The sequence below is a fragment of the Amycolatopsis sp. WAC 01376 genome, assembly GCF_003947415.1.
Taxonomy (GTDB): Bacteria; Actinomycetota; Actinomycetes; order Mycobacteriales; family Pseudonocardiaceae; genus Amycolatopsis.
Window position 1 is genome coordinate 611,646 of sequence record NZ_QHKL01000002.1, and the last position, 25,513, is coordinate 637,158.

The 25,513-nt window shown below is 67.8% G+C and carries 22 protein-coding genes; 7 read left to right on the plus strand and 15 right to left on the minus strand.

The genetic code is table 11. The annotated features are described in order from the left end of the window. Nucleotides 1–33: 33 nt before the first annotated feature. The 8 genes from DMH03_RS12130 to DMH03_RS12165 all read right to left on the minus strand — a co-directional run bounded on the left by DMH03_RS12130 (nucleotide 34) and on the right by DMH03_RS12165 (nucleotide 8,922). The gene (locus DMH03_RS12130) at nucleotides 34–297 is read right to left on the minus strand and encodes an acyl carrier protein (protein ID WP_125785211.1); all 264 of its coding nucleotides are present in this window, start codon (nucleotides 295–297) and stop codon (nucleotides 34–36) included. A gap of 284 nt (nucleotides 298–581) precedes the next feature. After that, the gene (locus tag DMH03_RS12135; RefSeq protein ID WP_125792096.1) at nucleotides 582–1,622 is read right to left on the minus strand and encodes a ParB/RepB/Spo0J family partition protein; all 1,041 of its coding nucleotides are present in this window, start codon (nucleotides 1,620–1,622) and stop codon (nucleotides 582–584) included. A gap of 691 nt (nucleotides 1,623–2,313) precedes the next feature. Next, nucleotides 2,314–2,922 (minus strand): DNA-binding response regulator, encoded by a 609-nt coding sequence (locus DMH03_RS12140; protein WP_199748844.1) that lies wholly within the window; start codon nucleotides 2,920–2,922, stop codon nucleotides 2,314–2,316. A 154-nt stretch (nucleotides 2,923–3,076) separates the two neighbouring features. Then, the gene (locus tag DMH03_RS12145) at nucleotides 3,077–3,358 is read right to left on the minus strand and encodes a DUF6235 family protein (protein WP_125792097.1); all 282 of its coding nucleotides are present in this window, start codon (nucleotides 3,356–3,358) and stop codon (nucleotides 3,077–3,079) included. Nucleotides 3,359–3,482: 124 nt separating this feature from the next. Next, a complete protein-coding gene (locus DMH03_RS12150; protein WP_125792098.1) occupies nucleotides 3,483–5,777 on the minus strand; it encodes an excinuclease ABC subunit UvrA in 2,295 nt (764 codons plus the stop codon). Between the two features lie 155 nt (nucleotides 5,778–5,932). Beyond that, nucleotides 5,933–6,484 (minus strand): dihydrofolate reductase family protein, encoded by a 552-nt coding sequence (locus DMH03_RS12155; RefSeq protein ID WP_125792099.1) that lies wholly within the window; start codon nucleotides 6,482–6,484, stop codon nucleotides 5,933–5,935. 31 nt (nucleotides 6,485–6,515) lie between these two features. Continuing rightward, nucleotides 6,516–7,757 carry a cytochrome P450 gene (locus DMH03_RS12160; RefSeq protein ID WP_125792100.1) on the minus strand — a complete coding sequence of 414 codons (1,242 nt, stop codon included), beginning with the start codon at nucleotides 7,755–7,757 and terminating at the stop codon, nucleotides 6,516–6,518. A gap of 16 nt (nucleotides 7,758–7,773) precedes the next feature. Beyond that, entirely contained in the window at nucleotides 7,774–8,922 is a 1,149-nt protein-coding gene (locus tag DMH03_RS12165) for an MFS transporter (protein WP_125792101.1), read from the minus strand. A gap of 302 nt (nucleotides 8,923–9,224) precedes the next feature. Between DMH03_RS12165 and DMH03_RS12170 the strand changes: the two genes are divergently transcribed. From DMH03_RS12170 to DMH03_RS12180, 3 genes are all read left to right on the plus strand, one after another. Beyond that, nucleotides 9,225–10,253: an ATP-binding cassette domain-containing protein gene (locus tag DMH03_RS12170; RefSeq protein WP_125792102.1), complete on the plus strand. Its 1,029-nt coding sequence runs from the start codon at nucleotides 9,225–9,227 to the stop codon at nucleotides 10,251–10,253. Further along, on the plus strand, nucleotides 10,250–11,065 hold the full coding sequence (locus DMH03_RS12175) for an ABC transporter permease (protein WP_125792103.1): 816 nt from the start codon (nucleotides 10,250–10,252) through the stop codon (nucleotides 11,063–11,065). Before DMH03_RS12170 ends, DMH03_RS12175 begins: the two co-directional genes overlap by 4 nt. 82 nt (nucleotides 11,066–11,147) lie before the next feature. Beyond that, complete coding sequence (locus DMH03_RS12180) at nucleotides 11,148–11,900, plus strand: class I SAM-dependent methyltransferase (protein WP_125792104.1); 753 nt, start codon at nucleotides 11,148–11,150, stop codon at nucleotides 11,898–11,900. A gap of 360 nt (nucleotides 11,901–12,260) precedes the next feature. Here DMH03_RS12180 and DMH03_RS12185 read toward each other — a convergent pair whose 3' ends face one another. The 5 genes from DMH03_RS12185 to DMH03_RS12205 all read right to left on the minus strand — a co-directional run bounded on the left by DMH03_RS12185 (nucleotide 12,261) and on the right by DMH03_RS12205 (nucleotide 18,066). Then, nucleotides 12,261–12,698: an SgcJ/EcaC family oxidoreductase gene (locus DMH03_RS12185; protein WP_125785201.1), complete on the minus strand. Its 438-nt coding sequence runs from the start codon at nucleotides 12,696–12,698 to the stop codon at nucleotides 12,261–12,263. A 12-nt stretch (nucleotides 12,699–12,710) separates the two neighbouring features. Then, nucleotides 12,711–13,880, minus strand: coding sequence for an acyl-CoA dehydrogenase family protein (locus DMH03_RS12190; RefSeq protein WP_125792105.1), 1,170 nt, complete (start codon nucleotides 13,878–13,880; stop codon nucleotides 12,711–12,713). A 76-nt stretch (nucleotides 13,881–13,956) separates the two neighbouring features. After that, nucleotides 13,957–15,360: a cation:proton antiporter gene (locus DMH03_RS12195; RefSeq protein WP_125792106.1), complete on the minus strand. Its 1,404-nt coding sequence runs from the start codon at nucleotides 15,358–15,360 to the stop codon at nucleotides 13,957–13,959. Between the two features lie 12 nt (nucleotides 15,361–15,372). Beyond that, nucleotides 15,373–16,617 (minus strand): NAD(P)/FAD-dependent oxidoreductase, encoded by a 1,245-nt coding sequence (locus tag DMH03_RS12200; RefSeq protein WP_233611467.1) that lies wholly within the window; start codon nucleotides 16,615–16,617, stop codon nucleotides 15,373–15,375. 60 nt (nucleotides 16,618–16,677) lie between these two features. Further along, entirely contained in the window at nucleotides 16,678–18,066 is a 1,389-nt protein-coding gene (locus DMH03_RS12205) for an NAD(P)/FAD-dependent oxidoreductase (RefSeq protein ID WP_125792108.1), read from the minus strand. A gap of 204 nt (nucleotides 18,067–18,270) precedes the next feature. Here DMH03_RS12205 and DMH03_RS12210 point away from each other — a divergent pair, with 204 nt between their 5' ends. From DMH03_RS12210 to DMH03_RS12225, 4 genes are all read left to right on the plus strand, one after another. Continuing rightward, nucleotides 18,271–19,665 (plus strand): NAD(P)/FAD-dependent oxidoreductase, encoded by a 1,395-nt coding sequence (locus DMH03_RS12210; RefSeq protein WP_125792109.1) that lies wholly within the window; start codon nucleotides 18,271–18,273, stop codon nucleotides 19,663–19,665. A 19-nt stretch (nucleotides 19,666–19,684) separates the two neighbouring features. Further along, complete coding sequence (locus DMH03_RS12215) at nucleotides 19,685–21,070, plus strand: NAD(P)/FAD-dependent oxidoreductase (protein WP_199748845.1); 1,386 nt, start codon at nucleotides 19,685–19,687, stop codon at nucleotides 21,068–21,070. A gap of 245 nt (nucleotides 21,071–21,315) precedes the next feature. Beyond that, the gene (locus tag DMH03_RS12220; RefSeq protein WP_233611469.1) at nucleotides 21,316–22,290 is read left to right on the plus strand and encodes an alpha/beta fold hydrolase; all 975 of its coding nucleotides are present in this window, start codon (nucleotides 21,316–21,318) and stop codon (nucleotides 22,288–22,290) included. Between the two features lie 105 nt (nucleotides 22,291–22,395). Beyond that, a complete protein-coding gene (locus tag DMH03_RS12225) occupies nucleotides 22,396–23,346 on the plus strand; it encodes an NAD(P)-dependent oxidoreductase (protein ID WP_125792112.1) in 951 nt (316 codons plus the stop codon). A 228-nt stretch (nucleotides 23,347–23,574) separates the two neighbouring features. Here the strand turns inward: DMH03_RS12225 and DMH03_RS12230 are convergent, their stop codons facing one another. Together DMH03_RS12230 and DMH03_RS12235 are read right to left on the minus strand one after the other, a co-directional pair. Next, entirely contained in the window at nucleotides 23,575–24,273 is a 699-nt protein-coding gene (locus DMH03_RS12230; protein WP_125792113.1) for a bifunctional 2-polyprenyl-6-hydroxyphenol methylase/3-demethylubiquinol 3-O-methyltransferase UbiG, read from the minus strand. Continuing rightward, on the minus strand, nucleotides 24,270–25,508 hold the full coding sequence (locus DMH03_RS12235; RefSeq protein ID WP_125792114.1) for a glycosyltransferase: 1,239 nt from the start codon (nucleotides 25,506–25,508) through the stop codon (nucleotides 24,270–24,272). Before DMH03_RS12235 ends, DMH03_RS12230 begins: the two co-directional genes overlap by 4 nt. Nucleotides 25,509–25,513 lie beyond the last annotated feature (5 nt).

Sequence of the window (25,513 nt, forward strand, 5' to 3'; positions counted from 1 at the left end):
GGGAACTCCTGATCTTGGGTCCGGGGAAAGGGCTCAGGCCGACGGGACCTGCTCCAGCAGGTAGTCGCAGAACTTGTCCACAGTGGTCAGATCCTCGTTCTCTTCGAGGTCGATGAACACGTCGAGCTTCGTCTCGATCTTCTCGATGAGCGCCAGGTACTCGATGGAGCTCATACCCGTCTCGGGGAACTCCGTGTCCGCCTCGATGGTCTGGTTTTCCAGAACGCCGCCTGCGACTTCGGACAGGAGGGAGAAAATCTGCTGACGCAATTCCGTCCGCGCGTCTTCCGCGTTCATGTGTCCCCTTTGCTGAATCCGCGCATACGGGCGCGAATGGATGATTTCTCAAGGTGTTTCCGCCGCGATCGGGCGCGGCGGACCAGGCCGGTGGTTTCAGGCCTGTTTACGTTGGTGCGGCAGAGAAAAGCACCACAGTGTGCGCTCCGCCGTTCCGCCCAGTGACTCCATTGTGTCTCGAAGCGTCCGCGATCCGCAACCGTCCGCGTCGCCGGTGTTCTTTGTTTTCCACGAAAAAGGGGCTTCCCGCGCATCGTGTGCGTGGAAAGCCCCTTCTGGTCGGATCAGCGCTTGCGCTTCTGGAGGAGTTCCGCGAACTGCCGCCAGTCCTCCGCCCGCGCCTTGGCGAGTTCGGAGATCAATTCCAACCGGTGTTCAGGGATGTTCCTGGCCACTTGATCCCACTCGTCGCGGTCGTTCAGATGACCGTCGAGCAAACGCACCAAGGTGCGCCCGGACTCGGTGTAGCGAATGGTGGGATCCGAGCGGAGCCGCTCCACCGCCGCTTGATTGTCGGCGCCCGGTGTCGTGCCGGGGTCGCCGGCTTCGGCCTGCCGGAGGCGCGGCCTCGCCGAGGTACGTGCCGGGGCCTCGCCCGGTGTCGCCGTGGGTGACGAAACCTCGCCGTGGCGGTGCCGATGGCGCACGTCGTGCGCCGTCGCGAGGGAAATCCCCGCGCCGCGCGCGATTTCCCGGATCGAGGCGGTGGGATTGCTCGAAATCAGCTCGTGAGCGCGCCGCCGTCCCTGTGTCGGGTCCAGCGCCCGGAGGCGTCCGTCCCGGCCGACGTGGGCGTTCGACTGGGGAACTTCCCCACTCGAACGACGGCGCAACTTGCCGACCGTCTTGTGCGACAGGCCCGTGACCGCCGCGATCGCGCGGTCGGACCAGTGCGGGCGGACGTCGAGAATCCGGCAGGCGGCGGTCTTGCGGTCGGCGAGGGAAAGCGGCAGACCGTGCGCGATGTTCGACTTCACCCCGAGGATGAACGCGGCCTGCTCGTCGCCGTCGAAGAACCGCGCGTTGATCACGGTGGCGTTCTTCAGCCGCGCCGCCTGCAACCGATGTGTGCCGTCGATCACTCGCATCGTGGAACGGTGCACGAGAATCGGCGGAAGCGGGGCGTCCGTTTCGGCGAGCACCCGCGCGTACGCCAGATCAACCCCCGCCGCCCTCGGGGAATCTTCCACGGACAACTCGTCGAGCGATACCTCGACGACCTCGCCCAGCGGCGGATCCGAGCCCGCGGAGGCCCACTCACCTTCCCTCCTGGCGGTGGGGATCTGCGTGCCGTCCGCAGTTTTCTCCTTATGCCAGTTTAACATCTTCTAGCCCCCAGAGCACTTGGTGAATGTCAAACCTTTGCCACTATTCAAGCGGGCGGGAGTGGTTGTCAAGTGCCGCCAGTCGAGCCGCGGTGGCTCACTGCTGGTCGCCTAGGTGTTCGACCACGGACTCGGCGGCTTGGTGGGTTCCGTGCGGTGTCGTTGAGTTCGCCGTCACTGTGCGTTGCCGTCGACGCCGGGCAGAACCCTTGAGGGGTAAGGCAAACTCGACAGGCGCCGTAAGTCGCTTGACGGGAGCACGTCGTCCGCGCAACCTGGTCTGGACCCCCTCGGGCGGAAGGAACCGCAGGAACCGGTCGAACGACGGCTCGGCTGATTCGCCCGTGAATATCCCGGGGATCTATCGTTGAATGGTGGGACGATTCTTTCGTGCCGTTCGTTGGATCAGGAACGAAATGGCCGCCGCCGCGCGATCGACCGAGTTCGCCGGGGTTGGGGCGGCGGAGCGAAGGGCTCACGACTACCCGCAGAGCTGACGATGGAGTTCAGTCTCCCAAATCCTCCATCGTCGCGAAGGCACACCCATCCGGGCCCGGCATCGCGTCGCGAAAGCGCCAGGTCCCCAAAGTCGCATTGGAGACGCTCAGCGTCCCAGATGCGACATTGAGAACCCCGCACCGGCGGCCCCGCCCGCAGCCGGCGCCCCAAGCAACCCCGCCACTCAAGAGGGTCACAGCCATTCGGCATCGGTGGCGATGCGGATCGCGTGGACTCGGTTGCGGGCGTTGAGTTTGGTGACGATCGCGGCCAGGTAGTTCCGGACCGTCCCGGGAGAAAGAAAAAGCTCGGCCGCGATGTCGGCGACGTTGCGCCCGAGTGCGGTCACCCGCAGGATCTCGATTTCGCGTGTGGTCAGCGGGCAGTCGTCGGTTTCCCAGGCGGCCAGCGCGAGTTCGCTGTCGATCACGCGCCGTCCGAGTGCGACGGATCGCACGGCGTTGGCCAGTTTGTCCGACGGCGCGTCCTTGAGCAGGAAGCCGTTCACCTTCGCGTCGAGCGCGCGCCGGACGGTGCCCGGGCGGCCGAGGCTGGTGAGGATCAGCGTGTGGCAGCCGGGCAGGCTTTCGCGGATCTCCCTGGCGGCGGTCAGTCCGTCCTTGCCCGGCAGGTCGATGTCGATGACCGCGACGTCGGGCTGGACGGACTTCGCGGTCGGGAGGATCTGGTCACCCGAAGCGACTTGGGCGACGACCTCGATGTCGGATTCCAGGTTCAGCAGCGCGACGAGCGCACCACGGACCATGTGCATATCTTCGGCAAGCAGCACTTTGATCACCACGAAGCACCTCGCACCCCAGTTCAGTGGCTCCGCCGTGATTCTACGGCAATCTCAACCCCCGCGGTGATTTCCTGGAATACGCTTTCCGGTGCGGCGATCGGGGGACGCCGGTCACGTCATTGTCCGCAGCCGGATGCCGCAACGGAATCGGCTTTCACAGCGCGTCCAGCTCCTGCGGCCAGTAGAGGGCCTTCGTGGTGAACCCGAGCAGCTCGAACTCCGAACGCGCCCAATCGATCCGGATCCGGATCGCGAGTTCGGGCGCCACGGTCAGCAGGAATCGGTCGGGGCCGCCGCCGACCTTGAAAACGCCGTAGGTCAGGAACGCGGATCCGTCGCAGATGGCGAACAACGCGGTGAAAACCGTCGCCCGTTCGCTTTCCGGAATCGAATCCAGCCATTCCAGCCCGCCGGTCAGCTCCAGCCGCACCGCCATCCGAGCCTCCTCACCGAACCGGCTCCCAGCATGGCGGATTCCGGCGGCGTGCGGCGTCTCGCATCCTGCGCGGAACGCGCTGAAGGGGACGCCCCACGCGGGACGTCCCCTTCAGCCGAGAGGCCTAGGCCTGTTGGTAGCGCTTGAGGTACTCACCGGTCAGCGAGCTCTCCGCGGTCAGGAGTTTCTCGGGCGGGCCGGTGAAGACGATCTCGCCGCCATTCTTGCCGCCGCCGGGGCCGAGGTCGATGATCCAGTCGGCCTGCTCGATCACCGCCAGGTTGTGCTCGACCACCACCACCGTGTTGCCCGCGTCGACCATGCCGTTGAGCAGGCCGAGCAGCATGTCGATGTCGGTCATGTGCAGGCCGGTGGTCGGCTCGTCGAGGATGTAGACGTTACCGCCGCCGGAAAGCCGGTCCGCCAGCTTGATCCGCTGGCGTTCACCACCGGACAGCGTGCTCAGCGCCTGCCCCAGCCCAAGGTAGCCGAGCCCGGTCTCGATCAGCGCGTTCACCTTCGCCAGCACCGGTGCCTCGGTGAAGTACTCCGCCGCCTGCTCGGCCGACAGTTCCAGCACGTCGGCGATCGACTTGCCACGCAGCTTGTGCGCGAGCACCTCGTCCTTGAATCGCCGCCCGTCGCAGCTTTCGCAGTGTGTCGTGATCGGGTCCATATAGGACACTTCGGTGATCAGCACGCCGCGGCCCTGGCATTCCTCGCAGGCGCCCTGGGAGTTGAAGCTGAACAACGCCGCGTTCGCGCCGCTCGCCTTCGCGAAGAGCTTGCGCACCGGGTCCATCAGGCCGAGGTACGTCGCCGGCGTCGATCGGGAGGACGCCGCGATCGCCGTCTGGTCCACGAAGATCGCGTCCGGATGTGCCTCGCGGAAGACACCGGAGATCAACGAGCTCTTGCCCGAACCCGCGACCCCGGTGACTGCCGTGAGCACGCCGGTCGGGATGTCGACCGAGACGTTCTTCAGGTTGTGCAGTGAAGCCCGTTTGATCGGCAGTTTTCCCTTGGCAGGCCGCGGATCCGTCTTGACGACACCGGCGCGTGCGAGCCCGGCGCCGGTCAGCGTCTTGCCGGCGCGCAGCTGCCGGTACGTCCCCTGGAAGACGACCTCGCCGCCGTGCACGCCCGCGCGCGGACCGATTTCGACCACGTGGTCGGCGATCTCGATGACGTCCGGGTCGTGTTCGACCACCAGGATGGTGTTTCCCTTGTCCCGCAACGCCCGCAGCAGGTCGTTGAGCCTGCCGACGTCACGGGGGTGCAGGCCGACGCTGGGCTCGTCGAAGATGTACGTCAGCCCGGTCAGGTCGCTGCCAAGGTGCTTGACCAGCTTGAGCCGCTGCCCTTCACCGCCGGACAGCGACGTCGTCGCGCGGTCCAGCGAAAGGTAGCCGAGGCCGATCGCCTCGATGCGCTCGAGCGCGGCCAGCACGCCTTGCGCCATCGCGCTGGTCTGCTTGTCCTTGATGGACCGGATCAGCTCGATCAGATCGGTGATCTGCAGCTCGCACCACTGCGCGATGTTCTTGCCCGCCAGTTTGGTCGCCAGCGCGGCCTCGCTCAGCCGTCCGCCGCGGCAGGCCGGGCAAGGCCCCTCGGTGATGAACTTCTCCGCCTGGGCGCGGGTCTTCTCGCTCATCGACCCGGTGTCGCGTTTGAGGTGTCGCCGGGTGAAGTTCGCGACCAGTCCCTCGAACGTCAGCGTCTGCGTCTTGCCGTTCTTGAAGGTGAGCTGGACCTTGCCCTCCTTGCCGTGCAGAAGGGTGTCCATCTCCTTCGCGGTGTACTTGCTGAGCTTCTTGGCCGGGTTGATGGCGTCGTGGTTGGCGTAGAACTGCCAACCCGGGCTGCCGACCGGATAGCCCGGCACCAGGATCGCGCCCTCGTCGAGCGACTTCGTCATGTCGAGCATCAGCTCGGGGTCCGGACGCAGCGCGCGCCCGATGCCCTCACAGTCGGGACACATCCCGTTGGGGTCGTTGAACGAGTACAGCGACGGGTTGCCCGCGCTGGGCTTTCCCTGACGCGAGAACAACACCCGCAGCAGCGGGTGGATGTCGGCGACCGTGCCGACCGTCGAGCGCGCGTTCCCGCCCAGCGGGCGCTGGTCGACCACGACCGGGGTGGTCAGGTTCTCGATGCTGTCCACATGCGGTCGTTCGTGTTTGGGCAGCTGGTTGCGGATGAACCAGGGGAAGGTGGCGTTCAGCTGACGCTGCGCCTCGACGGCGATCGTGTCGAAGACGACGGAGGACTTCCCGGAACCCGACACCCCGACGAAAACCGTGATCTGGTTCTTCGGGAGCTCGAGGGAGACATCCTTCAGATTGTTCTCGTGAGCGCCGGTGACGCGGATTCCCTCACCCGCCGGTTGCTTGGTCTTGCGGGCTGCGGCAGTCACAGAAGGTCCTTTCCTCGCCGTCGCGCGTGAATGATCGCGCCTGCTCGCCAGTATCGCAGTGCCGATGCTTCCCCGGTAGTCCATTCACGTGCGATCGGGGTATGTTTTCGTCACGACGTGATAATGAATTTTTCACGTCGGCGATTTCCGCGAATTCAGCCGGCCCGGTTGTAGACGGCTCCGATGACGCCGGTCTTCAGCGAATTCGACTTCGTCAGGGTCAGCGGGATCTCCTTGCCGACGCCGTCGAACAGCCGTGCTCCCTCGCCGGCAACCAGCGGCATGATGTTGAGCGCCAGCTCGTCCAGCAGGTCCTCGGCGAGCAGCCAGCTCACCAGTTTCGGGCTTCCCGGCACGCGGATCGTCTTGCCGGGGGCTTCCTTCAGCCGGGTGATCTCGCCCGCGATGTCGCCGGTGATCAGGCTCGTGTCCGGCCAGGTCAGCGTCGCTTCGTCGAGCGTCGAAGAAACGACGTATTTGTGCGTGCCGTTGAGGAACGCCGCCATCGGGTTGCTGTCCCCCTGCGGCTTCCACATCTGCTCGAAAGCCAGGTAGGTGTCCTTGCCCATCAGAATGGCGTCCGAGGCGGCGAGGCTCTCGGCGATGCCTTCGCTCATTTCGTCCGACCAGTACTGGCCCATCCAGCGGTCGGGCCGTTCCGCCACCCCGTCCAGCGACATGAACAATCCCGCGGCGATTTCACGCATGAGAACTCCTTCGTTAGCCGGAAGCCTGAGTTCAGGCCGCGGGCCGATCCTCCCACTGCCGCTCGTGACGCTCCAAAGGATCGAGCACGACGGAAGAGCTCCAGCGGACCGGCAGCGCCGATAATGCGCGCATCGTCGGCGAGACCGTCCAGGCCAGGGACGATTCGGGTACGGCGAGCGCCAGTTCCGGTGCGCGGCGGGAAAGCGCGCGCAGCGCCGACTGGACCTCGACCCGCGCGAGGTGGGCGCCGATGCAGTGGTGCGTGCCGTGCCCGAAGGACAGGTGCCTGCCGTTGCGGTCCATCGCGAACCGGTCCGGTTCGGCGAAGACGTCCTCGTCGCGGTTGACCACCGGCAGCAGCGCGGTCACCAGGTCGCCGGGTTCGATCCGCGTGCCGGCGAGGGTGACGTCCTCCGTCGCGATCCGCGTCATGCTGAAGTTCACCGCGGGGCTGTAGCGCAGGGCTTCCTCGACGGTGGCGTCCAGCACCGCCGGGTCCGAGTCCAGCTCGGCCAGCAGTCCCGGCCGGGAGATCACGCACAGCACCGTGTTGGTGATCTGCGCGGCCGCCAGCGCGTGCCCGTCGAAGAACAGCGAAGCCGCCAGGCCGGTCAGCTCGCTTTCGTCGAGCTCCCCCGAGCGGTGCGCCTCGATGAGTTCCGCCATCAGCCCGGACGGCGGGTCCTCGGTGTCGGCGAGCATCATCGCGACCTCGTCGTGCAGCAGCAGTTCGCCCTGGTAGACGGCGGATCGCGGGGAACCTGGCTTCCCGAGGCGCGCGTTCGCGCGTTTGCGGACGGCGTCGCGCCGCGACCGCGGCACCCCCAGCAACTCGGCCTGCGCGCTGAAGGTCAGCGGGGCGCAGAAATCCGCGAGCAGGTCCGCGGTGGGGCCCGCCGCGATCAGCCTGTCGAGCAGGTCGGTGGCGGCGGTTTCCACGTAGCCGCGCAGCTGCTCCGCCCGGCGCGCGGAGAACGCGCCGCCGATCAGCTTCCGGATCCGGGTGTGCCGTGGCGGGTCGAGATCGGTCACCGACATCCGGGTGGCGGGGCCACGCGGATGGGTCGTCTCGGCCAGCACGGCCCGGCTGAACCGCTTGTCACGCAGGAATTCGCGCGCATCGGAATAGCTGCTCACCAGCCATTCACGCCGCCCGTCGCGCGGGCGGGAACTGATAGGGCACCCGGCAGGGACGTCGTCCCCGACGAGTAGCCGCCGATGCCGTCCCTCGGCGAAATCCGAGCCTCCACGACCTCCTGTCACGTCGGCCATCTGGTCCCTCCTCCGATCAGTCGTTCCGGGCGGGCACGCGCAGGGCGAGCAGGCAGACCGCGACCGAGGCCACGGACAAGGCCGCGATGGCGACCCGTAGGTCGGTGTGGCCGGCGATCTGGCCGACCACGGCCGGGCCGAGCAACAGGCCGACGCTGGCCAGCGACGCGGCCGAGCCGATCACCGCGCCGCGGTCCTCCGCCGTCGCGCCGCGTCCGATCAGCCCGTAGACGGTGGGTGTCGAGACCGAGATCGCGCCGCCCACCACGGCGGTGCCGATCAGGCCGTGGACCGGCGCGTCGGCAAGGGAAAGCAGTAGTACGCCCACCCCGGAGAGCGCGCCGGAGGCGAGCAGCACCAGGCGGTCCGACGCGCGGCCGGACAGCCAGTGCCCGCCGAGCCTGCCCAGTGCCATGCCCGCGGCGAAGATGCCGGGCGCGGCGGCGGAGATCCCGACCGGTGCGCGGGTGACATCGGCCAGGAACACCGCGCTCCACTGCTGAACCCCGCTTTCCACGGCCACGGCGAGCGCGGCGAGCAGGCACAGCAGCAGGACCGCCGAGCCGAGCCGCAACCGCTTTCCCGGTTCGCGGCCCTGCCGCACCAGCCGTCCCGGCACGGAGTTCCTCGCCGCGACCGCGCCGATCACGACCAGCGTCGAAAGCGTCAGCGCGATCGCCTCGGCGGGGACACCCGCGCTCCGCGCCGCCCCGGTGCCGAGGCTGCACGTCAGCAGGCCGACGCTGAACAACGCGTGCGCGCGGTTCATGACGCGTGGCCCGTCGCCTGCTTCGGCGGACGCCGCCAGCGCGACCACGACGACATTGCAGGCACCGGATCCGAATCCGAACAATCCCAAGGTCAGGAACAAGCCTGGAACGGATCCGGCGAGTGCGGGCATCGGTGCGATGAGCGCGAATCCGGCGAAGGTCGCGACGGCCACCGGGCGGCCGAACCGGTCGAGCAGCTTGCCGATCGCGAACATGGCGGGCATCGCCGCGAGCGCGCCGATCAGCAACGCGGCACCGAGTTGCGCCTCGCCCGCGCCGGTGGCGTGGCGGACGTCCGGCAACATCGAAAGGTACGGGCCCCACAATGCGCCGTACGCGGCGAATCCGGCGAAGACCGTGCCGGTCCGCGGAGCTGCGGTGATGACGGCGACCATGGCCGAGGCGGTCCTTTCCTGGCTGGGTAATCGCGTTTTCGCCGAAAGGCGGACATTCGCAGATTAGCAGCGGAATTCGGGAGACGACCACGATTATTTACCGCATTTATGGAGAAGTGCGGCCACCTGCCGCGCGGGTATGGTCGGCGGCAATGTGATGTTTTCATGATGGGACATTTATCCCGAAAATGAGGAATTCATGCCCGAGAGGTTAACCAATCACTCCTCCCGCGCCGCGTCCGGTCGCATGATGTAACCGCACGAGAGTGTCTCCGTAGTGAGGAACAGGAAGGTAGTGCGTCATGTTGCAGAACGTCGAACCCGCGACCGCGTCGAGGGCCGGCCCGGAGCCGCGGGGGATCGAGACGGAATTCGCGATCCACGCCGAGGGGCTGGTGAAACGGTTCGGCGAGACGACCGCGCTCGACGGGGTCGACTTGACCGTCCGCACGGGTACCGTGCTCGGGGTCCTCGGCCCGAACGGCGCCGGTAAGACCACCACGGTCCGGATCCTGTCCACACTGGTGACACCGGACGAGGGCCACGCCACCGTGGCCGGCTACGACATCGAAAAAGACGCCCACCAGGTGCGGCAGCTGATCGGACTGACCGGGCAGTACGCCTCGGTCGACGAAAGCCTGACCGGCGTGGAGAACCTGCTGCTGATCGGGCGGCTGCTCGGCTTTTCGCGGCGGGCGGCCAAGGCCCGCGCGCATGAGCTCCTGGAGCGGTTCTCCCTCACCGAGGCGGGCGGACGGGCAGCCAAGGGCTACTCGGGCGGTATGCGCCGCCGGCTCGATCTGGCCGCCAGCCTGGTCGGCGACGCGCGCCTGCTGTTCCTGGACGAACCCACCACCGGCCTCGACCCGCGCAGCAGGCTCGAGCTGTGGGACGTCGTGCGCGGCCTGGTCGCCGACGGCGTCACGGTGCTGCTGACCACGCAGTACCTCGAAGAGGCCGACGACCTCGTCGACGAGATCGTGGTCGTCGACCACGGCAAGGTGATCGCCAAGGGCACCCCGGACGAGCTCAAGGCCAGCACCGGCGCCCAGCGCCTCACGGTGCGCGGCGCCCAGCCCGCCGACCTCGAGAAGGTCGTGCGGCTGATCGGCGAGATCGCCGGCGTGACGCCGGACATCTCGGGCCAGGTCGTCAGCGTCCCGGTCACCGACCCGGCGGCGTTGCCCGGCGCGGTCCGGCGGCTGGAGGAGGCGGGCATCGTCATCGGCGAGCTGTCCCTGCGCAGCTCCAGCCTGGACGAGGTGTTCCTGAGCCTGACCGGGCGTCCGGCCGAGGAGACCACCGAAGAGACCGAGGAGGAGGTCCGATGACCGCCGCGACCACGACGCTGCCGACGAGGCAGTTGTCGGCCAGGGTCGGGTTCTTCCAGGGCATCTCGCAGATGTTCACCCTCGCCTGGCGAAGCACGGTTTCGGTCAAGCACGAGCCGAAACAGCTGGCCGACATCAGCTTCCAGCCGATCATCTTCACCCTGCTGTTCACGTTCGTCTTCGGTGGCGCGATCTCCGGGGACCGGCACGCGTACCTGCAGTTCATGATCCCGGGCATGCTGGTGATGAGCATGCTGTTCGCGACCATCAACGTGGGCATCGGCCTCAACACCGACCTGTCCCAGGGCGTGTTCGACCGGTTCCGTTCGCTGCCCATCGCGCGCTGGGCGCCGCTGGCCGGGCGGATCATCGGCGACCAGTTCAAGCAGGTCTGGTCCGTGCTGTTGGTGGTCGGTGTCGGGCTGCTGCTCGGTTTCCGGCCGGAGAAGGGATTCCTCGGCGTGCTGGCGGCCGGGTTGCTGCTGCTGGTGTTCGCGATCGCGTTCTCGTGGGTGCCCACGCTGGTGGGCGTCGCCGCCGACCAGGCGGAGAAGGTCCAGGTGTTCGCGTTCGCGGTGATCCTGCCGCTGAACTTCGTCAGCGGGGTGTTCGCGCCGGTCGAGTCGATGCCGTCATGGCTCCAGGCGTTCGCGGAGGTCAGCCCGGTGGCGATTCTGCTCAAGGCGTGCCGCGGCCTGATGAACGGTGGTGTCGGGGTCACCTCGGCGGTGGTCTGGTCGCTCATCTGGGCGGCCGTGATCGCGATCGTGTTCGGGGCACTTTCGGTACGTGCCTTGAAGAAGCGGATCTGAGTATTCGTCGCTCGAACACCGAAGCCGTGACGCCTGCGCGCCACGGCTTCGGTGTTTCGGCGGCCTGGACCGGGGAGCGCTGATGGACGAACTGGATTACAACACCTGCAATGCCACCTTCCGGAGCCTGACCGATCAGCAGCGGCTGATGGTCGAGGAGACATCGAGACTGATCGGCGCGGGCGACGATCTCGAACTCACGTCGTACGGCTGCGGGTTCGGCATGTTCGAACTGGAGCTGATCGCGCGGGTGCCGCGGAGAACGGTGTGGTTCCAGGGTGTCGACACCAACGGCGAAGCGGTGGCACGGCTGCGCACGGAGCTGACCGGACTGCCGAAGGTGCGTGGCCACCGCGTGCTCACGGCTAGCATGGCCGACGTCGCCGACCTCCGGATCGCGCCGACCGAGTATGGCTTGTTCGTCCAGTCGCTGTGCTATCTCGACGCCGACGACGGCATGGCCGTGCTGAAGGAGGCCCGCAACCGCCATCGGGTCCTGATCGTGGCGGTGACCCCGCTGAACCGGCTGAACGGTCCCTTCGCGGAATCCCTCGCACGGCAAGGCGTCTCGCGTCCGCTCTTCGCGCAGACGCTCGCGGAGGAACTGGCGCGGTTCGGCTTCGAGTTCCGGTCCGTCACCGTGGGCGCGGAGATCGCGGTGCCGGTTTCCGAGCCGGCGCACCGTCTTCTCGAGTTCCTGACCTTCGCCCGGCACCAGCCGTGGCACGGCGGGACGAGCCGCGCGGAGCTGCTCGACGCCGTCGGTGAGCTGGGGACGCTCTCCGCGGGGCACGTTCGCATTCCGCACCCGGTCGAGGTCTTCGCCATCGGGTAGGAGGCCGTAACTCGCGTGATCAGAGGCGTAACTCGCGTGTCTGGAGACGTAACTCGCGTGTCTCCGGCCGGATGACACCTGGTGGCGAGAGTTCCGCCTCCAAGCACGCGAGTTACGTCTCCAATCACGCGAGTTACGCCTCTGATCACGGACTTCGGTGGGGTAAGGGCAAGGCTGGGGTGTCGCCAGCCAGCCAGCCAGCCAGCCAGGCCGCCCGTCACGTCCAGAAGTCCGTGAGGGCCTCCTTCCCTACCCTGAAGGTAGTGAAGGAGGCCCTCACGGCCTGCCGGCCCGCCGGACCCGGGAAAGGGCCGAACCCGGGCCCAGAGGAGGGGAGGCCCGGGTTCGGCGTGGGGAGGGTCAGGCGGCCGTGCCCGGTTTGGGCAGCTGCTGCTTGGCCGGGGTGTTCTGATAGGACGCCAGCTGCCAGCCGCCGTCCCGTTTGACGACCGTCCACGAGGCACGGATCGACTGGGAGTCGGCGACCTCGGTCTCGCCGGGGCCGAGCACGCCGCCCTGGGTGATCAGGACGCCGGAGTCCGGGGTGAAGAACCGGATCTCCAGCGGACGCCCGGTGACCTGGGTGCCCTTGTAGTTGCCTTCGAACGATTCCACGAGGAACGACCGGATCTCGTCGCGGCCCTTCTTGTAGACGCCGGGAAGGATCATCGTGCCGTCTTCGGTGAAGACGCCGGCGAAGGAATCGGCGTCGTGGTAGGCCCACGCGGCGATCACCTTCTGGGTCAGTGCCGCGATCGCCGCCTGGTCGGCGGCGGTGCCGGTTTCGGTCGTGGTCATCGGCGGATCCTCCTAGATGTAAAGGGTGTTGGGCTCGAGCCCGCAGAGCACGCGGCCGTACAGCTCGGTGTTGGTGTTGGGGTGCATCAGCGCGTGGAGGTTGACCGCGGCGACGTCGCGGGCGATGCGCTGGATCGGGATGCCTTGGTACACCGACGAACCGCCGGAAGCACCGGCCAGGATGTCGATGCCTTCCTTGGCGAGGCGGACCACGGCGCCGAGGTCGGCCCGCGCGATCGCGCGTTCCTCGAGTTTCCACGGCGTGCCGTCCGCGACCTTCCGGTCGACCAAAGTCGACAGACGATGCGCGTGGAATTCGGCCTCGTCGATCTTCAGCGCCGACTCGGCGACCTGGTGGTGCGTGATCGGGGCTTCGCGCTGCGAATCGTAGGCCGTGTAAGTGATCTTGCGGTCCGGCAGACGCTTGAGGAAGGTGTCCTGCGCGCCCTTCGCCATCCCCACCAGTGTTCCCACCGAGGACGCCGAGGCGACCGGAAGCAGCGGCGCCCGGTAGATCGAGGCCGAACCGGCGCCCTGACCTTCCAGCACCGCGGGCAGGGGGAGCACCCGCTCAGCCGGAATGAAGACGTCCTGCGCCACCGTCGACACGCTGCCGGTGCCGCGCAGGCCCGAGGTGTCCCAGTCGTCCACGATCAGCAGATCCGAGATCGGCACCAGCGCCATGATCGGGTACGGCTCGCCCTCCGGCGGCACGAGGATCGCGATGATCTCCTGCCACTGCGCGTGCAGTGCCCCGCTGATGAAACCCCATTTTCCGTTCACCACGACCCCGCCGTCGACCGGCGCGGCCATCGCGGTCGGGCTCAGCGTGCCGCAGACGCGGACGTCCGGGGTGGCGAACACCTCGTCCTGCACGGCCTCCGGGAACTGGCAGGCCATCCAGGTCGGGATCCAGTACACCGAGGCCACCCAGGAGGTGGAGCCGTCGGCGCGGCCGATCTCGGTGGCGACGTCGACCAGGGTCCGGGTGTCGGCTTCGTAGCCGCCGTAACGCTGGGGGCGGCGCAGTTTGAAGACGCCGGCGTCGGCCAGTGCCTCGATGGACTCCTCGTGCACCCGCCGGTTCTGTTCCTGCCAGTTCGAGTGCTTCTTCAGTGCGGGGGCGAGTTCGGCCACGCGGCGAACCAGTTCCTCCCGCGTCGGAACATCGGTGCTCGACACCTTGACCTCCTAGATCGTCGACTGTTTCAGCTTCGCAGCGGCCGGAAGGCGTCGCGTCTTCCTGCTTGCCGGTGCGTCAAGCTGCCGCACGTTCGGAGGTGCGGTCGAGGAAAGGCACCACGTTCTGGCCGTCGCGCCGGGCGAACCAGGTCGCCATCGGCGCCGCCATCGCGGTCGAGATCAGCGCCATGATCACCAGCATGGTGAACAGCGTCGGGGACAGCACGCCGAGGTCGAGCCCGATGTTGAGGACGACCAGTTCGGTCAGGCCGCGGCAGTTCATCAACGCGCCCACCTGCAGTGAGCGGTTCCAGTTCTCGCCGACCGCACGCGCGGCCAGCGCCGAGCCGCCGAACTTGCCGGCGACGGCCACCAGCAGGATCGCGCCGCACCAGAGCCACGCGCCGCCGCCGGAAAGCAGGCCGATGTCGGTGCGCAACCCGCTGTAGGCGAAGAACAGCGGCAGCATCAACGCCGTCGTCAGCCCACCGGCCTTGTCGTGCAGCCAGGTCGCGATCGGATTGTCCCTGGGGAAGACCACGCCGAACACGAACGCGCCGAACATCGCGTGCACGCCGATCCACTCGGTCGCCATCGCGCACACCAGCACGCCGACCACCGAAAGCGGCGCGGCCTTCTGCAGGCTCGCCACCGGAACCCGCGTCACGAGCTTCCGCAGCAACGGCCGGACGACCAGGCCGAGCAGTGCGACGAACGCCGCCGTCAGCAAGACCGTCAGTACCACTCCGAACAGCGAAGACGCGGTGGTCAGCGCGATCACCAGCGCCAGCAGGCTCCACGCGGTCACGTCGTCGACCACCGCGCAGGTCAGTGTCACCACGCCGATCTCGCTGCGGAAGAGCCCGATCTCGTGCAGGATCCGCACCAGCACCGGCAACGCCGTGATGCTCATCGACACGCCGAAGAAGAGCGCGAACGGCAGGAATCCGCCGCCGGGCGGGGCGAACCGGGTGTAGGCGAGCATGGCGAGCCCGACGCCGAGCAGGAACGGCAGCGCGATGCTGACGTGGCTGACGACCAGTGCGAGCCGACCGCGCCCGCGTAGCAGCCGGGTGTTCAGTTCCAGCCCGGCGAGGAAGACGAAGAAGATCACGCCGAGTTGTGCCACGACGTTGAGCTGCGGCACCACCGACGGCGGGATCAGCACGGCCGCGCCCGAAGGCCACAGCGCGCCGAGCACCGACGGACCGAGCAGGACGCCCGCGGTGATCTCGCCGATCACCGCGGGCTGCCCGATCCGCTGGGCCAGCCAGCCTGCCACCTTGCAGGCGCCGACCACCACGGCGATCGCCAGCAGCAGTTGCGCCAGCGTCGGCCCGGAGGACGTCTTCGCCGTGGCGACGATGTCACCGTCGTCGCCTTGGGTCAGCAGGATGATCGCGACCACGACGGGCACCACGACCAGTCCTATGTAGACACCCAGCGCCCGGTAGCCGGTGCGGGGTTTGCTCTCCACCATTCAGCTCCCCGCTCAGGGTTCGGTGACGTTCGCGATCAGGTCGTCGAGACTGATCTTCAACAGCGGATGTTTGCCCGACAGTCCGGAGACCAGCGTGACGAAGTCGACACTCGGCGCGTGGAGCTGCTCCGGGTCCACGACCTCCTGTGCGAGGTCGTAGTAGTACTCCTTGTACTTGGTCCGGTCGTAGAAGCGCTCGACGAAGTTACGGATCTCGTCGAAGAAGGCGCGGTAGTTCCCGGCGTATCGGTCGAGCGCCTTCTCCTCGATGGCCGGGTGTTCCAGGATCTGGTGGACCACTTTGGACAGTGAACTGCCCGCCAGCGTCGCGAGCGCGACACCGGTGGAGAACAGCGGGTCGACGAACGCGGCGGCGTCACCGACGAGCACCCAGCCGTCGCCGTAGAAGGTTTCGTTGGTGTAGGACCAGTCCCGCGCCGTCCGGTATCCCGCGTGCTGACGGGCGTTGGCCAGCAGTCCCTTGAGCCGGGTGGTCTTGTCCCGCTCGCTCAGGAAGAGCTGTTCCAGCGACTGGTCGTCCGCGTTGGCGAGGTCCGACTTGGTCACGTAGCCGACACTCATCGTGCCCTTGTCGATCGGGATTCCCCAGAACCATCCGTCGGCGGTGCCTTCGATGAGGATGTTGGTCCACTCGTCACCGGGCAGCCGGTCGCAGTTGTCGTAGTAGGTCCAGACCGCGACGTTGCGGAGCTCGTTGTGCCAGGTGATGTCGCTGAACTTCCGGCCGATCACGCGGGACTGGCCGGACGCGTCGACGACCAGCGAGGCGCTGGCCTCGTAGTCGCCCGCCGAACCGCGCAGGGTGAACCGGACGCCGGTGACCCGGCCGGTGTCGGACTGGAGCACGTCCTTGACCGTCGTCTCCTCCACGACGTACGCGCCGAGTTCGCGGGCGCGGTCGAGGATCAGCGTGTCCAGGTCGGCGCGGCGGGTGTGATACGCGTAGGTGCCTTCCGCGGCCTTCATGAACGAGAAGTTCCATGGCACGTCCCGGTTCCCCCACACCAGGCTGCCGCCGTACTTGCGTTCGAAGCCGCGGGCCTCCATGCGCTCGAGCAGGTCGAGCTCCTGCAGCGGGCGCATCCCGACCGGGATCAGCGATTCGCCGATGTGGTAGCGGGGAAACCGTTCGCGCTCGAGGACCAGGACCGTACGCCCCTCCTTCGCGAGGAGAGCGGCGCAGGTCGCGCCCGCCGGGCCGCCACCGATGACGATGACGTCGAACCGCTCGGGCATACCGTGAAGCGTGGCTGACATGAGGACCCTTTCCCTAGGCCGGTGGAGGAGTGGCGGCGCTCACGCGCGCCGGATGCCGATCTGCGGCTCATAGCTCAGGTACAGCCCGTTGATCGCCTTTTCGGGCTTCTCCGGCGCCTGTTTGTGCTCGTGGACGCGGTTGAGGTTGTCCAGCGGGTTGTGCTTGCCGCTCTCCTCGCCGAGCAGGTGGCCCTGGATCCGGCGGTAGACGTCCTCGGTGTCCTCGAGATCGGCGATGCCGGTGACGAACCGGTCGAACGCGGCCTGCACGTCCATGCCCGCCCAGTCCTTTTCGGACAGTTGCTGTGCGCGGAAGAAGTGGTGCTCCTTGCCGCGGTAGCTCTCGTAGAAGGTGGACACCAGCACCAGCAGCCGCTCGTAGGCGCGGCGGTACACGACCTCGTAGAAGTCCCAAGCCTCGGTTTCGCCGATCTCACCGCGGATGACGCTGCTGATCGCGGCGGTGCCGATCAGCGCGCTGTAGGTGCCCAGGTGCACACCGGTCGACAGCAAGGGGTCGAGGAAGCAGGCGGCGTCGCCGGCGAGCAGGTAACCGGGGCCCTGGAACTGCTCGGCCGCGTACGAATAGTCCTGCTCCACCTTGACCTCGGTGACCTGCTCGGCCTCGACCAGCAGCTGCTGTATCGCCGGGCAGTCGCCGATCGCCTTGTGGTACACCGGATCCACGCCGCCGAGTTCGTTGCGCGCGGCATTGAACGAGTCCTTGCCGGTGACCAGTCCGACGCTCATCGTGCCGTCGGGCAGCGGGATCCCCCAGAACCAGCCGTCGCCGACCGAGGCGACGGTGATCGCGCCACGCGGCCCGCGGTCGAGTTCCTTCGCGTCCTTCCAGTACGACCAGGCGGCGACGTTGCGGAACACGTTGTGGAACTTGCGGTTCTTCAGGTACTTGGTGGCCATCACGCCGCCGCGGCCGGAAGCGTCGACGAGGTAGTCGAACTCGATCCGGCCGGCGTTGGCCGGGTTCTTCGCCTCGGCCCAGTGCGCCGCGACCGGGCGGTCGCCGTCGAAGTCGAGCTTCTTCACCGCGATGCCTTCGTGGACCTCGACGCCGACCTCGCGCGCGTGGTCGAGCAGGATCTTGTCGAAATCGGCGCGGATGACCTGCCACGCGCTGGTGCTGCCGTCACGGCCGTGCGGCCGGAAGCGCACCTCCCACTCTTCGGGTCCCCAGAAGTAGTAGGCGCCGCCCTTGGGCTGGAATCCGGCCGCGGCGATCTTGTCCCAGACGCCGAGGCGCTCGAGGATCGGGCGGCACGAGGGCAACAGCGATTCGCCGATGTGGTAGCGCGGGAAATGTTCCCGCTCGAGAAGGGTGACTTCGAATCCCTCTTTGGCCAGAAGCCCGGCAGCGGTCGAACCCGCCGGTCCGCCGCCGATCACGAGGATCCGGGTCTTTGCGCGCATGACACCTCTCCAACTACGCCGACAGCCGGAATTACTTGATCGACGCTAACAACCGGGAATGGAGAGCCGCTCGAGAACACGTTGCCGCACAACGCTTTGGGGAACAGCAGTCGAAGAGACGCTCGCCGGCCGCCGTCGGACGACGATTCTTCACGTGTCGGACTCCGACGGCCCGGCCGACTACCCTATTGGAGGAATCCCGCGATGGGCGAATACCTTGGCGAACGCGCCGTCGTGCTCGGCGGCGGCATGGCCGGCCTGCTGACCGCCCGCGTACTTTCGGAACGCTACCGCTCCGTCGTGATCGTCGAGCGTGACACGATCGTCGGCGTCGCCGGGACCCGCCGCGGCGTACCGCAGGCGCATCACGCGCACGCGCTGCTCGCCCGCGGCCAGCAGATCCTCGAAGACCTCTTTCCCGGCCTGCAAGCGGAGCTGACCGACAACGGTATCCCCAGCGGCGACCTCTCCGGCAGCCTGCGCTGGTACTTCAACGGCAAACGCCTGCGGCAGAAGAACTCCGGGCTGCTCAGTGTGTCCGCGACCCGGCCGGAGCTCGAAGAGCACGTCCGGGCGCGCGTCGTCGCGCTGCCGAATATGGAGGTCCGCGAGCGCACGGTGATCCAGTCGCTGGTCGCCACCGACGACCACTCGCGGATCGTCGGTGTGCGGGTGACCGGTGACGACGCCGAACCCGAGACGATCCTCGCCGACCTGCTCGTCGACGCCACCGGCCGCGGCAGCCGTTCGTCGGTGTGGCTGGAGGAACTCGGCTACGAGCGGCCCGCCGAGGAGAAGATCAAGATCGATCTCGCCTACACCTCGCGGCTGTTCGAACTGGACACCGACCCGTTCGGCGACGACCTGGCGATCAACCCGGTCGCCTCGCCCGCGAACCCGCGCGGCGCCTTCTTCGTGAACCTGCCGGGGAACGTCGCCCTGCTGTCGCAGACCGGCCTGCTCGGCGACCACCCGCCGCGTGACGCCGAGGGTTTCCTCCGGTTCGCCAAGACGCTGGACGCGCCCGAGATCCACCAGGCCGTGCGCACCGCGAAGCCGATCAGCGAGATCACCAGCTTCAAGGTGCCCGCCAGCGTCCGCCGCCGGTTCGACAAGCTGCGCCGCTTCCCCGAAGGCATGCTGGTGATCGGGGACGGCGTCTGCGCGTTCAACCCGGTGTACGGCCAGGGCATGACGGTCGCGGCCATGGAGGCCGCCCAGCTCGCCACGCATCTCGACGCCGGTGGCGTGCGGCCGCTGCGGTTCTTCAAGGAGATCAGCCCGATCATCGACGTGCCGTGGGACATCTCGGCGGGCGGCGACCTCGCGTTCCCCGGTGTCGAGGGCCCGCGTCCGCTGAAGGTCAAGATGGGCAACGCGTACATGGCGAAGCTGCACTCCGCGGCGACCGTCGACGGCCGGTTCACCGAAGCGTTCTTCCGGGCCGCGGGCCTGGTCGACCCGCCGACCGCGTTGATGCGGCCGAGCCTCGTGGTCGGCGTGCTGCGCACCGCGCGGCGCGTCAAGACGGCCGGACCTCTCGCCCCCACCGCCACGATCGGCCAGGCTCCGCCCGCGTCCGGCGACCTCGCGGCCTGAGCACCAAGGAGCCATGGTCATGAACGAACCCGTCGGCAAACGCGCGGTGGTGATCGGCGGCAGTGTCGCCGGCACCCTGGCGGCGAGAGTGCTTTCCGAGTTCTATCGCGAGGTCGTGGTCGTGGACCGCGACGAGGTGCTCGGCGTGGACAAACCGCGGCGCGGGACCCCGCACACCTGGCACGCGCACGGGCTGCACGCGCGCGGCTACTTCATCCTCGAGGAACTGTTCCCGAACCTGCTCGACGACCTGCGGGACTCCGGCGTCCCGGTCGGCGATCTCGCGCGGATGAAGTGGTACTTCAACGGGAAGCAGGTCATGCCCGCCGACAGCGGGCTGCCGTCGATCACGGCGTTGCGCCCGGTGCTGGAGCACCATCTGCGGCTGCGCACGGCGGCACTGCCGAACGTCACCTACCGCGAACGCACCGACGTCCACGGCCTGCTCGCCACGCGTGAGGGCAAACGGATCATCGGGGTCCGCGTGCAGGCGAGGGACGGCTCGCCGGAGGAACGCCTCGGCGCGGACCTGGTCGTCGATGCCTCCGGACGAGGTACGCGCACGCCGGTCTGGCTGGAGGAACTGGGCTTCGAACGGCCGGCCGAGGAGCGCGTGAAGGTCGGGCTGGCCTACACCACCCGCATGTTCCGCAAGCGGCCGGAGATGTTCGGCGGCTGGCAGTCGATCAACCCGGTCGCCTCGCCCGCGCATCCGCGGGGCGCGTTCTTCGGGCAGGTCAACGAAGACGAGTGCATCCTTTCGCTGACCGGCCTTCTCGGCGACCATCCGCCGACCGACGCACGCGGCTACCTCGACTACGTGAAGTCGTTGCCCGCCAAGGAGATCTACGAAGCGGTGAAGGACGCGCAACCGCTGATCGAGCCGGTGACGTTCAAGTTCCCGGCGAGCCTGCGGCGGCGATACGAACGGCTCAAGCGGTTCCCGGAGCGGCTGTTCGTGCTCGGTGACGCGTTCTGCAGCTTCAACCCGGTGTACGGCCAGGGTATGACGGTCGCGTCGATGGAGGCGATCGCGCTGCGTGAACACCTCCGCCGCCGGTCCGAACCGGACTCGCGGCGATTCCTGCGCGAGATCGGCAAAGTCGTCAACGACCCGTGGGACATCTCGACCAGTGGTGACCTGGACTTCCCCGGTGTGGAGGGAAAGCGGACGCTGAAGGTCAAGATGGGCAACGCGTACATGGCGAAGGTCCAGTACGCGGCGACGATCGATCCGGAGATCACGGCGGCGTTCATGCGGGTGGCCGGGCTCGTCGACCCGCCGACCGCGCTGATGAAGCCGAGCGTCGTGCGCAAGGTGCTGCGGGCCAACCGGCGGCGTCCGGTGGCGGGGGCGACCGTGACGGAACTGCCCCGCTCCGGCAGCGAGTCGCGCGCAGCGTAACCCTGCCCTAGCGCGAACCGGCGATCTCGCGTGACTGGATGGACGACACACGTGATCAGACGGACGACTCGTGTGTCGTCCGTCTGATCACGTGTGTCGTCCGCTCAGTCACGCGAGATCGCCGTTTCGGTACGGTGGCCGTGAATGTTTTTCCTCCTCCGCAACAATCGAGATGCGTCTTTCGGCCCATCCGGCTGATCATTGATGTGTCGATGACCATTTCCCTGGCGGTGGGAGAGAAATTCATGAGCAGGTTCAAGAAGGTCATGATCGCGCTGGCCGCGGTCGCGGCGGTGGTACTGCTGGGGGGCGCGGCGGCGGGAACCTCCGCGAATACGAGCTGGAGACATTCCGACGCGGCGCTCGCACGTTCGCTGCAGGGCGGATTCGAAAGCTCTCACGCCGACGTCAACGGCGTCCGGCTGCATTATGTCGCCGGTGGTTCCGGCAGCCCGGTGGTCCTGCTGCCGGGCTGGCCGCAGACGTGGTGGGCATTCCACAAGGTGATGCCGGCGCTGGCCGCGAACCACCGCGTGATCGCCGTCGACCTCCGCGGGATGGGCGGATCGTCGAAGCCGCAGGCTGGCTACGACAAGGAGACGATGGCCGCCGACATCCACGCGTTGCTCGCCAAGCTCGGGTACGCCAAGGCGGATATCGTCGGGCACGACATCGGCGCCATGGTCGCCCACAGCTACGGGATCAAATACCCGCAGGCGGTCGGGAAACTGGCGCTGATGGACGTGGTCGCGCCCGACAAGAGCCTCTACCAGCTGCCGTTGCTGCCCAGCGGGCCCGGCCAGTTCTCGCCGTGGTGGTGGACGTTCAACCAGCTGCAGGGCCTGCCGGAGCAGCTCGTCTCCGGTCGCTCGCGGTACCTGGTGGACGCGATGATCGACCAGCTTTCGGTGGCGCCGTCGGCGGTGAGCGACTTCGACCGGAACGTCTACGCGCGTGCCTACCAAACGCGTGAGGCCGTCCGGGCCGGGAACGGCTGGTACCGGACGCTCAACCAGGACATCGCGGCTGGATCGTCGTACGGGAAGCTGACCGTGCCTGTGCTCGGTCTCGCGGGCGAGTTCAATTACCAGTACTTCACCCAGGTGATACCCGCCAAGGCGGCCGATCCGCAGGTGGTCAAGATCGCCGGGGCCGGGCATTACCTTTCCGAAGAACAACCCGCTCAGGTCATCGGCGCGCTGAAGAATTTCCTCGGCTGAATCCTTTGGAGGCAGTATTGAAGGCGTCCAGGCGAACTCGCCGATGGGATTCTGCGAAAAGGAAAAGTCCTGGAATTCCCAGCCTATCGGGCAAAGGTGGCTAAAATGAAGGTTGGTGTTACCGGTGGCACCGGGTTCATCGGGCAGTACGTCTGCGAGGAACTCGCCGCGAGAGGACACACGCCGGTCGTGTTCGACCATCGTGGCGAGGGGGACGGCGGGCCGTGGGAGGTCATGCTGGGCGACATCCGTGACGCGACGGCACTGACCGAACTCGCCGCGCATTGCGACGGGATCATCCACCTGGCCGCCGTGCTGGGCACCCAGGAGACGATCACCAATCCGCGTCCCGCGGTGGAGACCAACGTCATGGGCGGCCTGAACTTCCTCGAGGCCGTCGCCCAGTACGACCTGCCCGGCGTGTACATCTGCGTCGGCAACCACTGGATGAACAACAGTTACTCGATTTCGAAGACCACGGTCGAGCGGTTCGTCCGCATGTTCAACGCCGACCGCGGCACCCGCGTGAACTGCGTCCGCGCGGTCAACGCCTACGGCCCGCGCCAGAAGGCCGCGCCGCCGTTCGCCGCGGGCAAGGTCCGCAAGATCACCCCGGCGCTTGTCTGCCGGGCGCTGTCCGGCATCCCGGTGGAGCTCTACGGCGGTGGACGGCAGATCTCGGACATGGTGTGGGTCGGCGACGTCGCCCGCACCCTGGTGTCCTCTTTGGAGGTCGCCGCCGAGGGGCGGGTGCTGGAGAACACGGTCGAGATCGGGCCCGCCGATTCGGTGACGATCCGCGAGGTCGCGGAGCTCGTCATCGGCCTGTGCGAGCAGCGCGGCTATCCGCGGGTCGGCATCACCGACCTGCCCATGCGCCCGGGCGAGACGCCGAACACCCCGGTCACGGCCGACGTTTCGACGCTGCTCTCCGTCGGCATCCAGCCGGAATCGCTGGTCACGCTGGAGGAGGGCATGACGAAGACGGTGGACTGGTACCTCGAGCACCGCGGCACCGCCTGGGACGTCCCCCCGGCCGGCCTCCGCGCGGCCTAGGTCCGCTCTCTGCGCGTGAAGGCCCCCTTCCCTCGGCTCAGCCGAGGGAAGGGGGTCTTCACGCGCGTCGTGTGGCTGGTAGGGCGGCCGTTCCGTGAAGGACTCCTTGAGGGACCCAGAGTCCCTCAAGGAGTCCTTCACGGACTGCGGAGCTGCCGCACCACCGGCCAAGTACATGAAGGCCCCCTTCCTTGCGCCAGGCGCAAGGAAGGGGGCCTTCATGTACCGCTAAGGCTTGTGGACCTTCAGGATCAGCGAGACACCCCGCCGCGAGCGCGTCGGGAGGTATCGCTCCGCCGTGACGATCGCGGTCAGGGCGCGGTTGACCAGCCAGGGCGTGTGCTCGTTGAGTTCGTTCCCGCGGGCCGAACGCCGCCGCAGCGCCACCACCGGACGGAGCAGGACGTTCCAGCTCCACAGTTCGTCGACGACGAAGCCGGCGTCCTCGATGACCTTCCGCAGCGAAGCCCGGTCGTAGCGGCGCACGTGGTGCACCGCTACGTCGTGCGCCGACCACAGGTCCATTCCGGACGGGACGCTGATCAGCGCGGAGCCGCCGGGCCGCAGCACCCGGAACAGTTCCGCCGCGGCCTGGTCGTCTTCCTGGATGTGCTCGAGGATTTCGAACGCCACCACCAGATCGAACGACGAAGACGGCAGGGGCAGGTCACGGGCGTCGGCGTGGATCGCGTCGAGACCGCGTGAGCGCGCGATTTCGACGGCGTTCTCGTCGTAGTCCGTGGCGACGACGTCCCAGCCGCGCGAGCGCAGCACCCGCGTGTTGCCGCCGCCCGCCGCGCCGATGTCGAGCGCGCGGCCGGGCGGGCCGAGCCGGTTCAGCTCGTCGGCGAGCAGGTGCCGCTTTTCCCGGAACCACCAGTGGTGGTCCTCCATCTCGGTGATACGCGTGACGTCCGCCGTCTTCACCGGCGCTCCTTCCGGTGCTGGGCGAAGACCCAGCGGTCGAGGGCCACGAACCGCAGCAGCGTCATCAGCCCGTAGGCGACGATGAGCACGAGCAGTTCGACGACCGGCCCGGAGCCCGGGGCGATCAGGTGCAGCCCGGTCACGGCCGCCGTGGTCAGCAGATACGTGGTGGCGAACAGGATCGCGGCGCGGGTGTGCAACCCGAGCCGGTGCCCGCCGCCGCGGTTGAACGTCCAGCGCCGGTTCGCCTCGGTGTTGGCCACCCCGACGAGTACGAGCGCGACCAGGTTCGCCCCCGCCGGCGTCAGCGGTACGCGCAAGGGGAGATACAGGAGGGTGTAGAGCACTGTCGAGATGACGCCGATGACCGCGAAGCCCAGGAATTTCGCCAAGGTCGCGGCCCGTGGTTCGGCGAGCACGGCGTCGGGATGGGTGGCGCGCAACTGCGGGATCTCCGGCACGTTCACCCGTCCTTTCCCGGCGGCGATCGCCCGGCCCACGCGGACCAGGCCCTTCAGGTTCCCCATCGCGGTCTGCGTGACCTTGACCCGCGAATCGATGTCCTCGACCCAATCCAGCGGCACCTCGTGCACCCGCAGGCCGTTGTGCTCGGCCAGCATCAGCATTTCGGTGTCGAAGAACCAGTGGTCGTCCTCGACCGCTTCCAGCAGCTCGGCCACGGCGTCGCGCCTGGCCGCCTTGAAGCCGGCGGACGTGTCGGTGCTGCGCAGCCCGAACACATGCCGCGTGATCGCGTTGTAGGTGCGGGAGACGATCTCGCGTTTGAGGCTGCGGCGGATCCGCGAGCCGCGGCCGAGCCGGGTCCCGATGGTGATCTCGCAATGCCCGCTGACCAGTGGCGCGATCAGGGGAAGCAGGCTCTCGAGCCCGGTCGAGAGATCGACGTCCATGTAGGCGACGATGTCGGCGGTGCTGGCTCCCCACGTCGCCTTGATCGCCGCGCCCCGGCCGCGGACCGGCACCCGCCGCGCGGAGATACGCGGGTTCCGTTCGGCCAGTTCGGTGGCGATCTCCCAGGTCCGGTCGGTGCTGCCGTTGTCGGCGATGGTGATCGACCAGGGAAACGGGAAGCCGTCGCCGAGGAACGCGCTCAGCGTGGTGATGCAGCCGTGCAGGGCACGTTCCTCGTTGAGCACCGGGATGACGATCTCGACGGTCGCCGTCGTGCGGCTCCCCGGGGCGAGGCGGGGTGCCGCGGTGAGTTCAGCCGTCATCGGGC

What these genes read in the sequence shown, in the direction of transcription:
- DMH03_RS12130 (WP_125785211.1), bottom strand. Translation starts at nt 297, where the DNA reads ATGAACGCGGAAGACGCGCGGACGGAATTGCGTCAGCAGATTTTCTCC.
- DMH03_RS12135 (WP_125792096.1), bottom strand. Translation starts at nt 1,622, where the DNA reads ATGTTAAACTGGCATAAGGAGAAAACTGCGGACGGCACGCAGATCCCC.
- DMH03_RS12145 (WP_125792097.1), bottom strand. Translation starts at nt 3,358, where the DNA reads ATGGCGGTGCGGCTGGAGCTGACCGGCGGGCTGGAATGGCTGGATTCG.
- DMH03_RS12155 (WP_125792099.1), bottom strand. Translation starts at nt 6,484, where the DNA reads ATGCGTGAAATCGCCGCGGGATTGTTCATGTCGCTGGACGGGGTGGCG.
- DMH03_RS12160 (WP_125792100.1), bottom strand. Translation starts at nt 7,757, where the DNA reads ATGGCCGACGTGACAGGAGGTCGTGGAGGCTCGGATTTCGCCGAGGGA.
- DMH03_RS12165 (WP_125792101.1), bottom strand. Translation starts at nt 8,922, where the DNA reads ATGGTCGCCGTCATCACCGCAGCTCCGCGGACCGGCACGGTCTTCGCC.
- DMH03_RS12170 (WP_125792102.1), top strand. Translation starts at nt 9,225, where the DNA reads ATGTTGCAGAACGTCGAACCCGCGACCGCGTCGAGGGCCGGCCCGGAG.
- DMH03_RS12175 (WP_125792103.1), top strand. Translation starts at nt 10,250, where the DNA reads ATGACCGCCGCGACCACGACGCTGCCGACGAGGCAGTTGTCGGCCAGG.
- DMH03_RS12180 (WP_125792104.1), top strand. Translation starts at nt 11,148, where the DNA reads ATGGACGAACTGGATTACAACACCTGCAATGCCACCTTCCGGAGCCTG.
- DMH03_RS12185 (WP_125785201.1), bottom strand. Translation starts at nt 12,698, where the DNA reads ATGACCACGACCGAAACCGGCACCGCCGCCGACCAGGCGGCGATCGCG.
- DMH03_RS12195 (WP_125792106.1), bottom strand. Translation starts at nt 15,360, where the DNA reads ATGGTGGAGAGCAAACCCCGCACCGGCTACCGGGCGCTGGGTGTCTAC.
- DMH03_RS12200 (WP_233611467.1), bottom strand. Translation starts at nt 16,617, where the DNA reads ATGCCCGAGCGGTTCGACGTCATCGTCATCGGTGGCGGCCCGGCGGGC.
- DMH03_RS12205 (WP_125792108.1), bottom strand. Translation starts at nt 18,066, where the DNA reads ATGCGCGCAAAGACCCGGATCCTCGTGATCGGCGGCGGACCGGCGGGT.
- DMH03_RS12210 (WP_125792109.1), top strand. Translation starts at nt 18,271, where the DNA reads ATGGGCGAATACCTTGGCGAACGCGCCGTCGTGCTCGGCGGCGGCATG.
- DMH03_RS12215 (WP_199748845.1), top strand. Translation starts at nt 19,685, where the DNA reads ATGAACGAACCCGTCGGCAAACGCGCGGTGGTGATCGGCGGCAGTGTC.
- DMH03_RS12220 (WP_233611469.1), top strand. Translation starts at nt 21,316, where the DNA reads ATGAGCAGGTTCAAGAAGGTCATGATCGCGCTGGCCGCGGTCGCGGCG.
- DMH03_RS12225 (WP_125792112.1), top strand. Translation starts at nt 22,396, where the DNA reads ATGAAGGTTGGTGTTACCGGTGGCACCGGGTTCATCGGGCAGTACGTC.
- DMH03_RS12235 (WP_125792114.1), bottom strand. Translation starts at nt 25,508, where the DNA reads ATGACGGCTGAACTCACCGCGGCACCCCGCCTCGCCCCGGGGAGCCGC.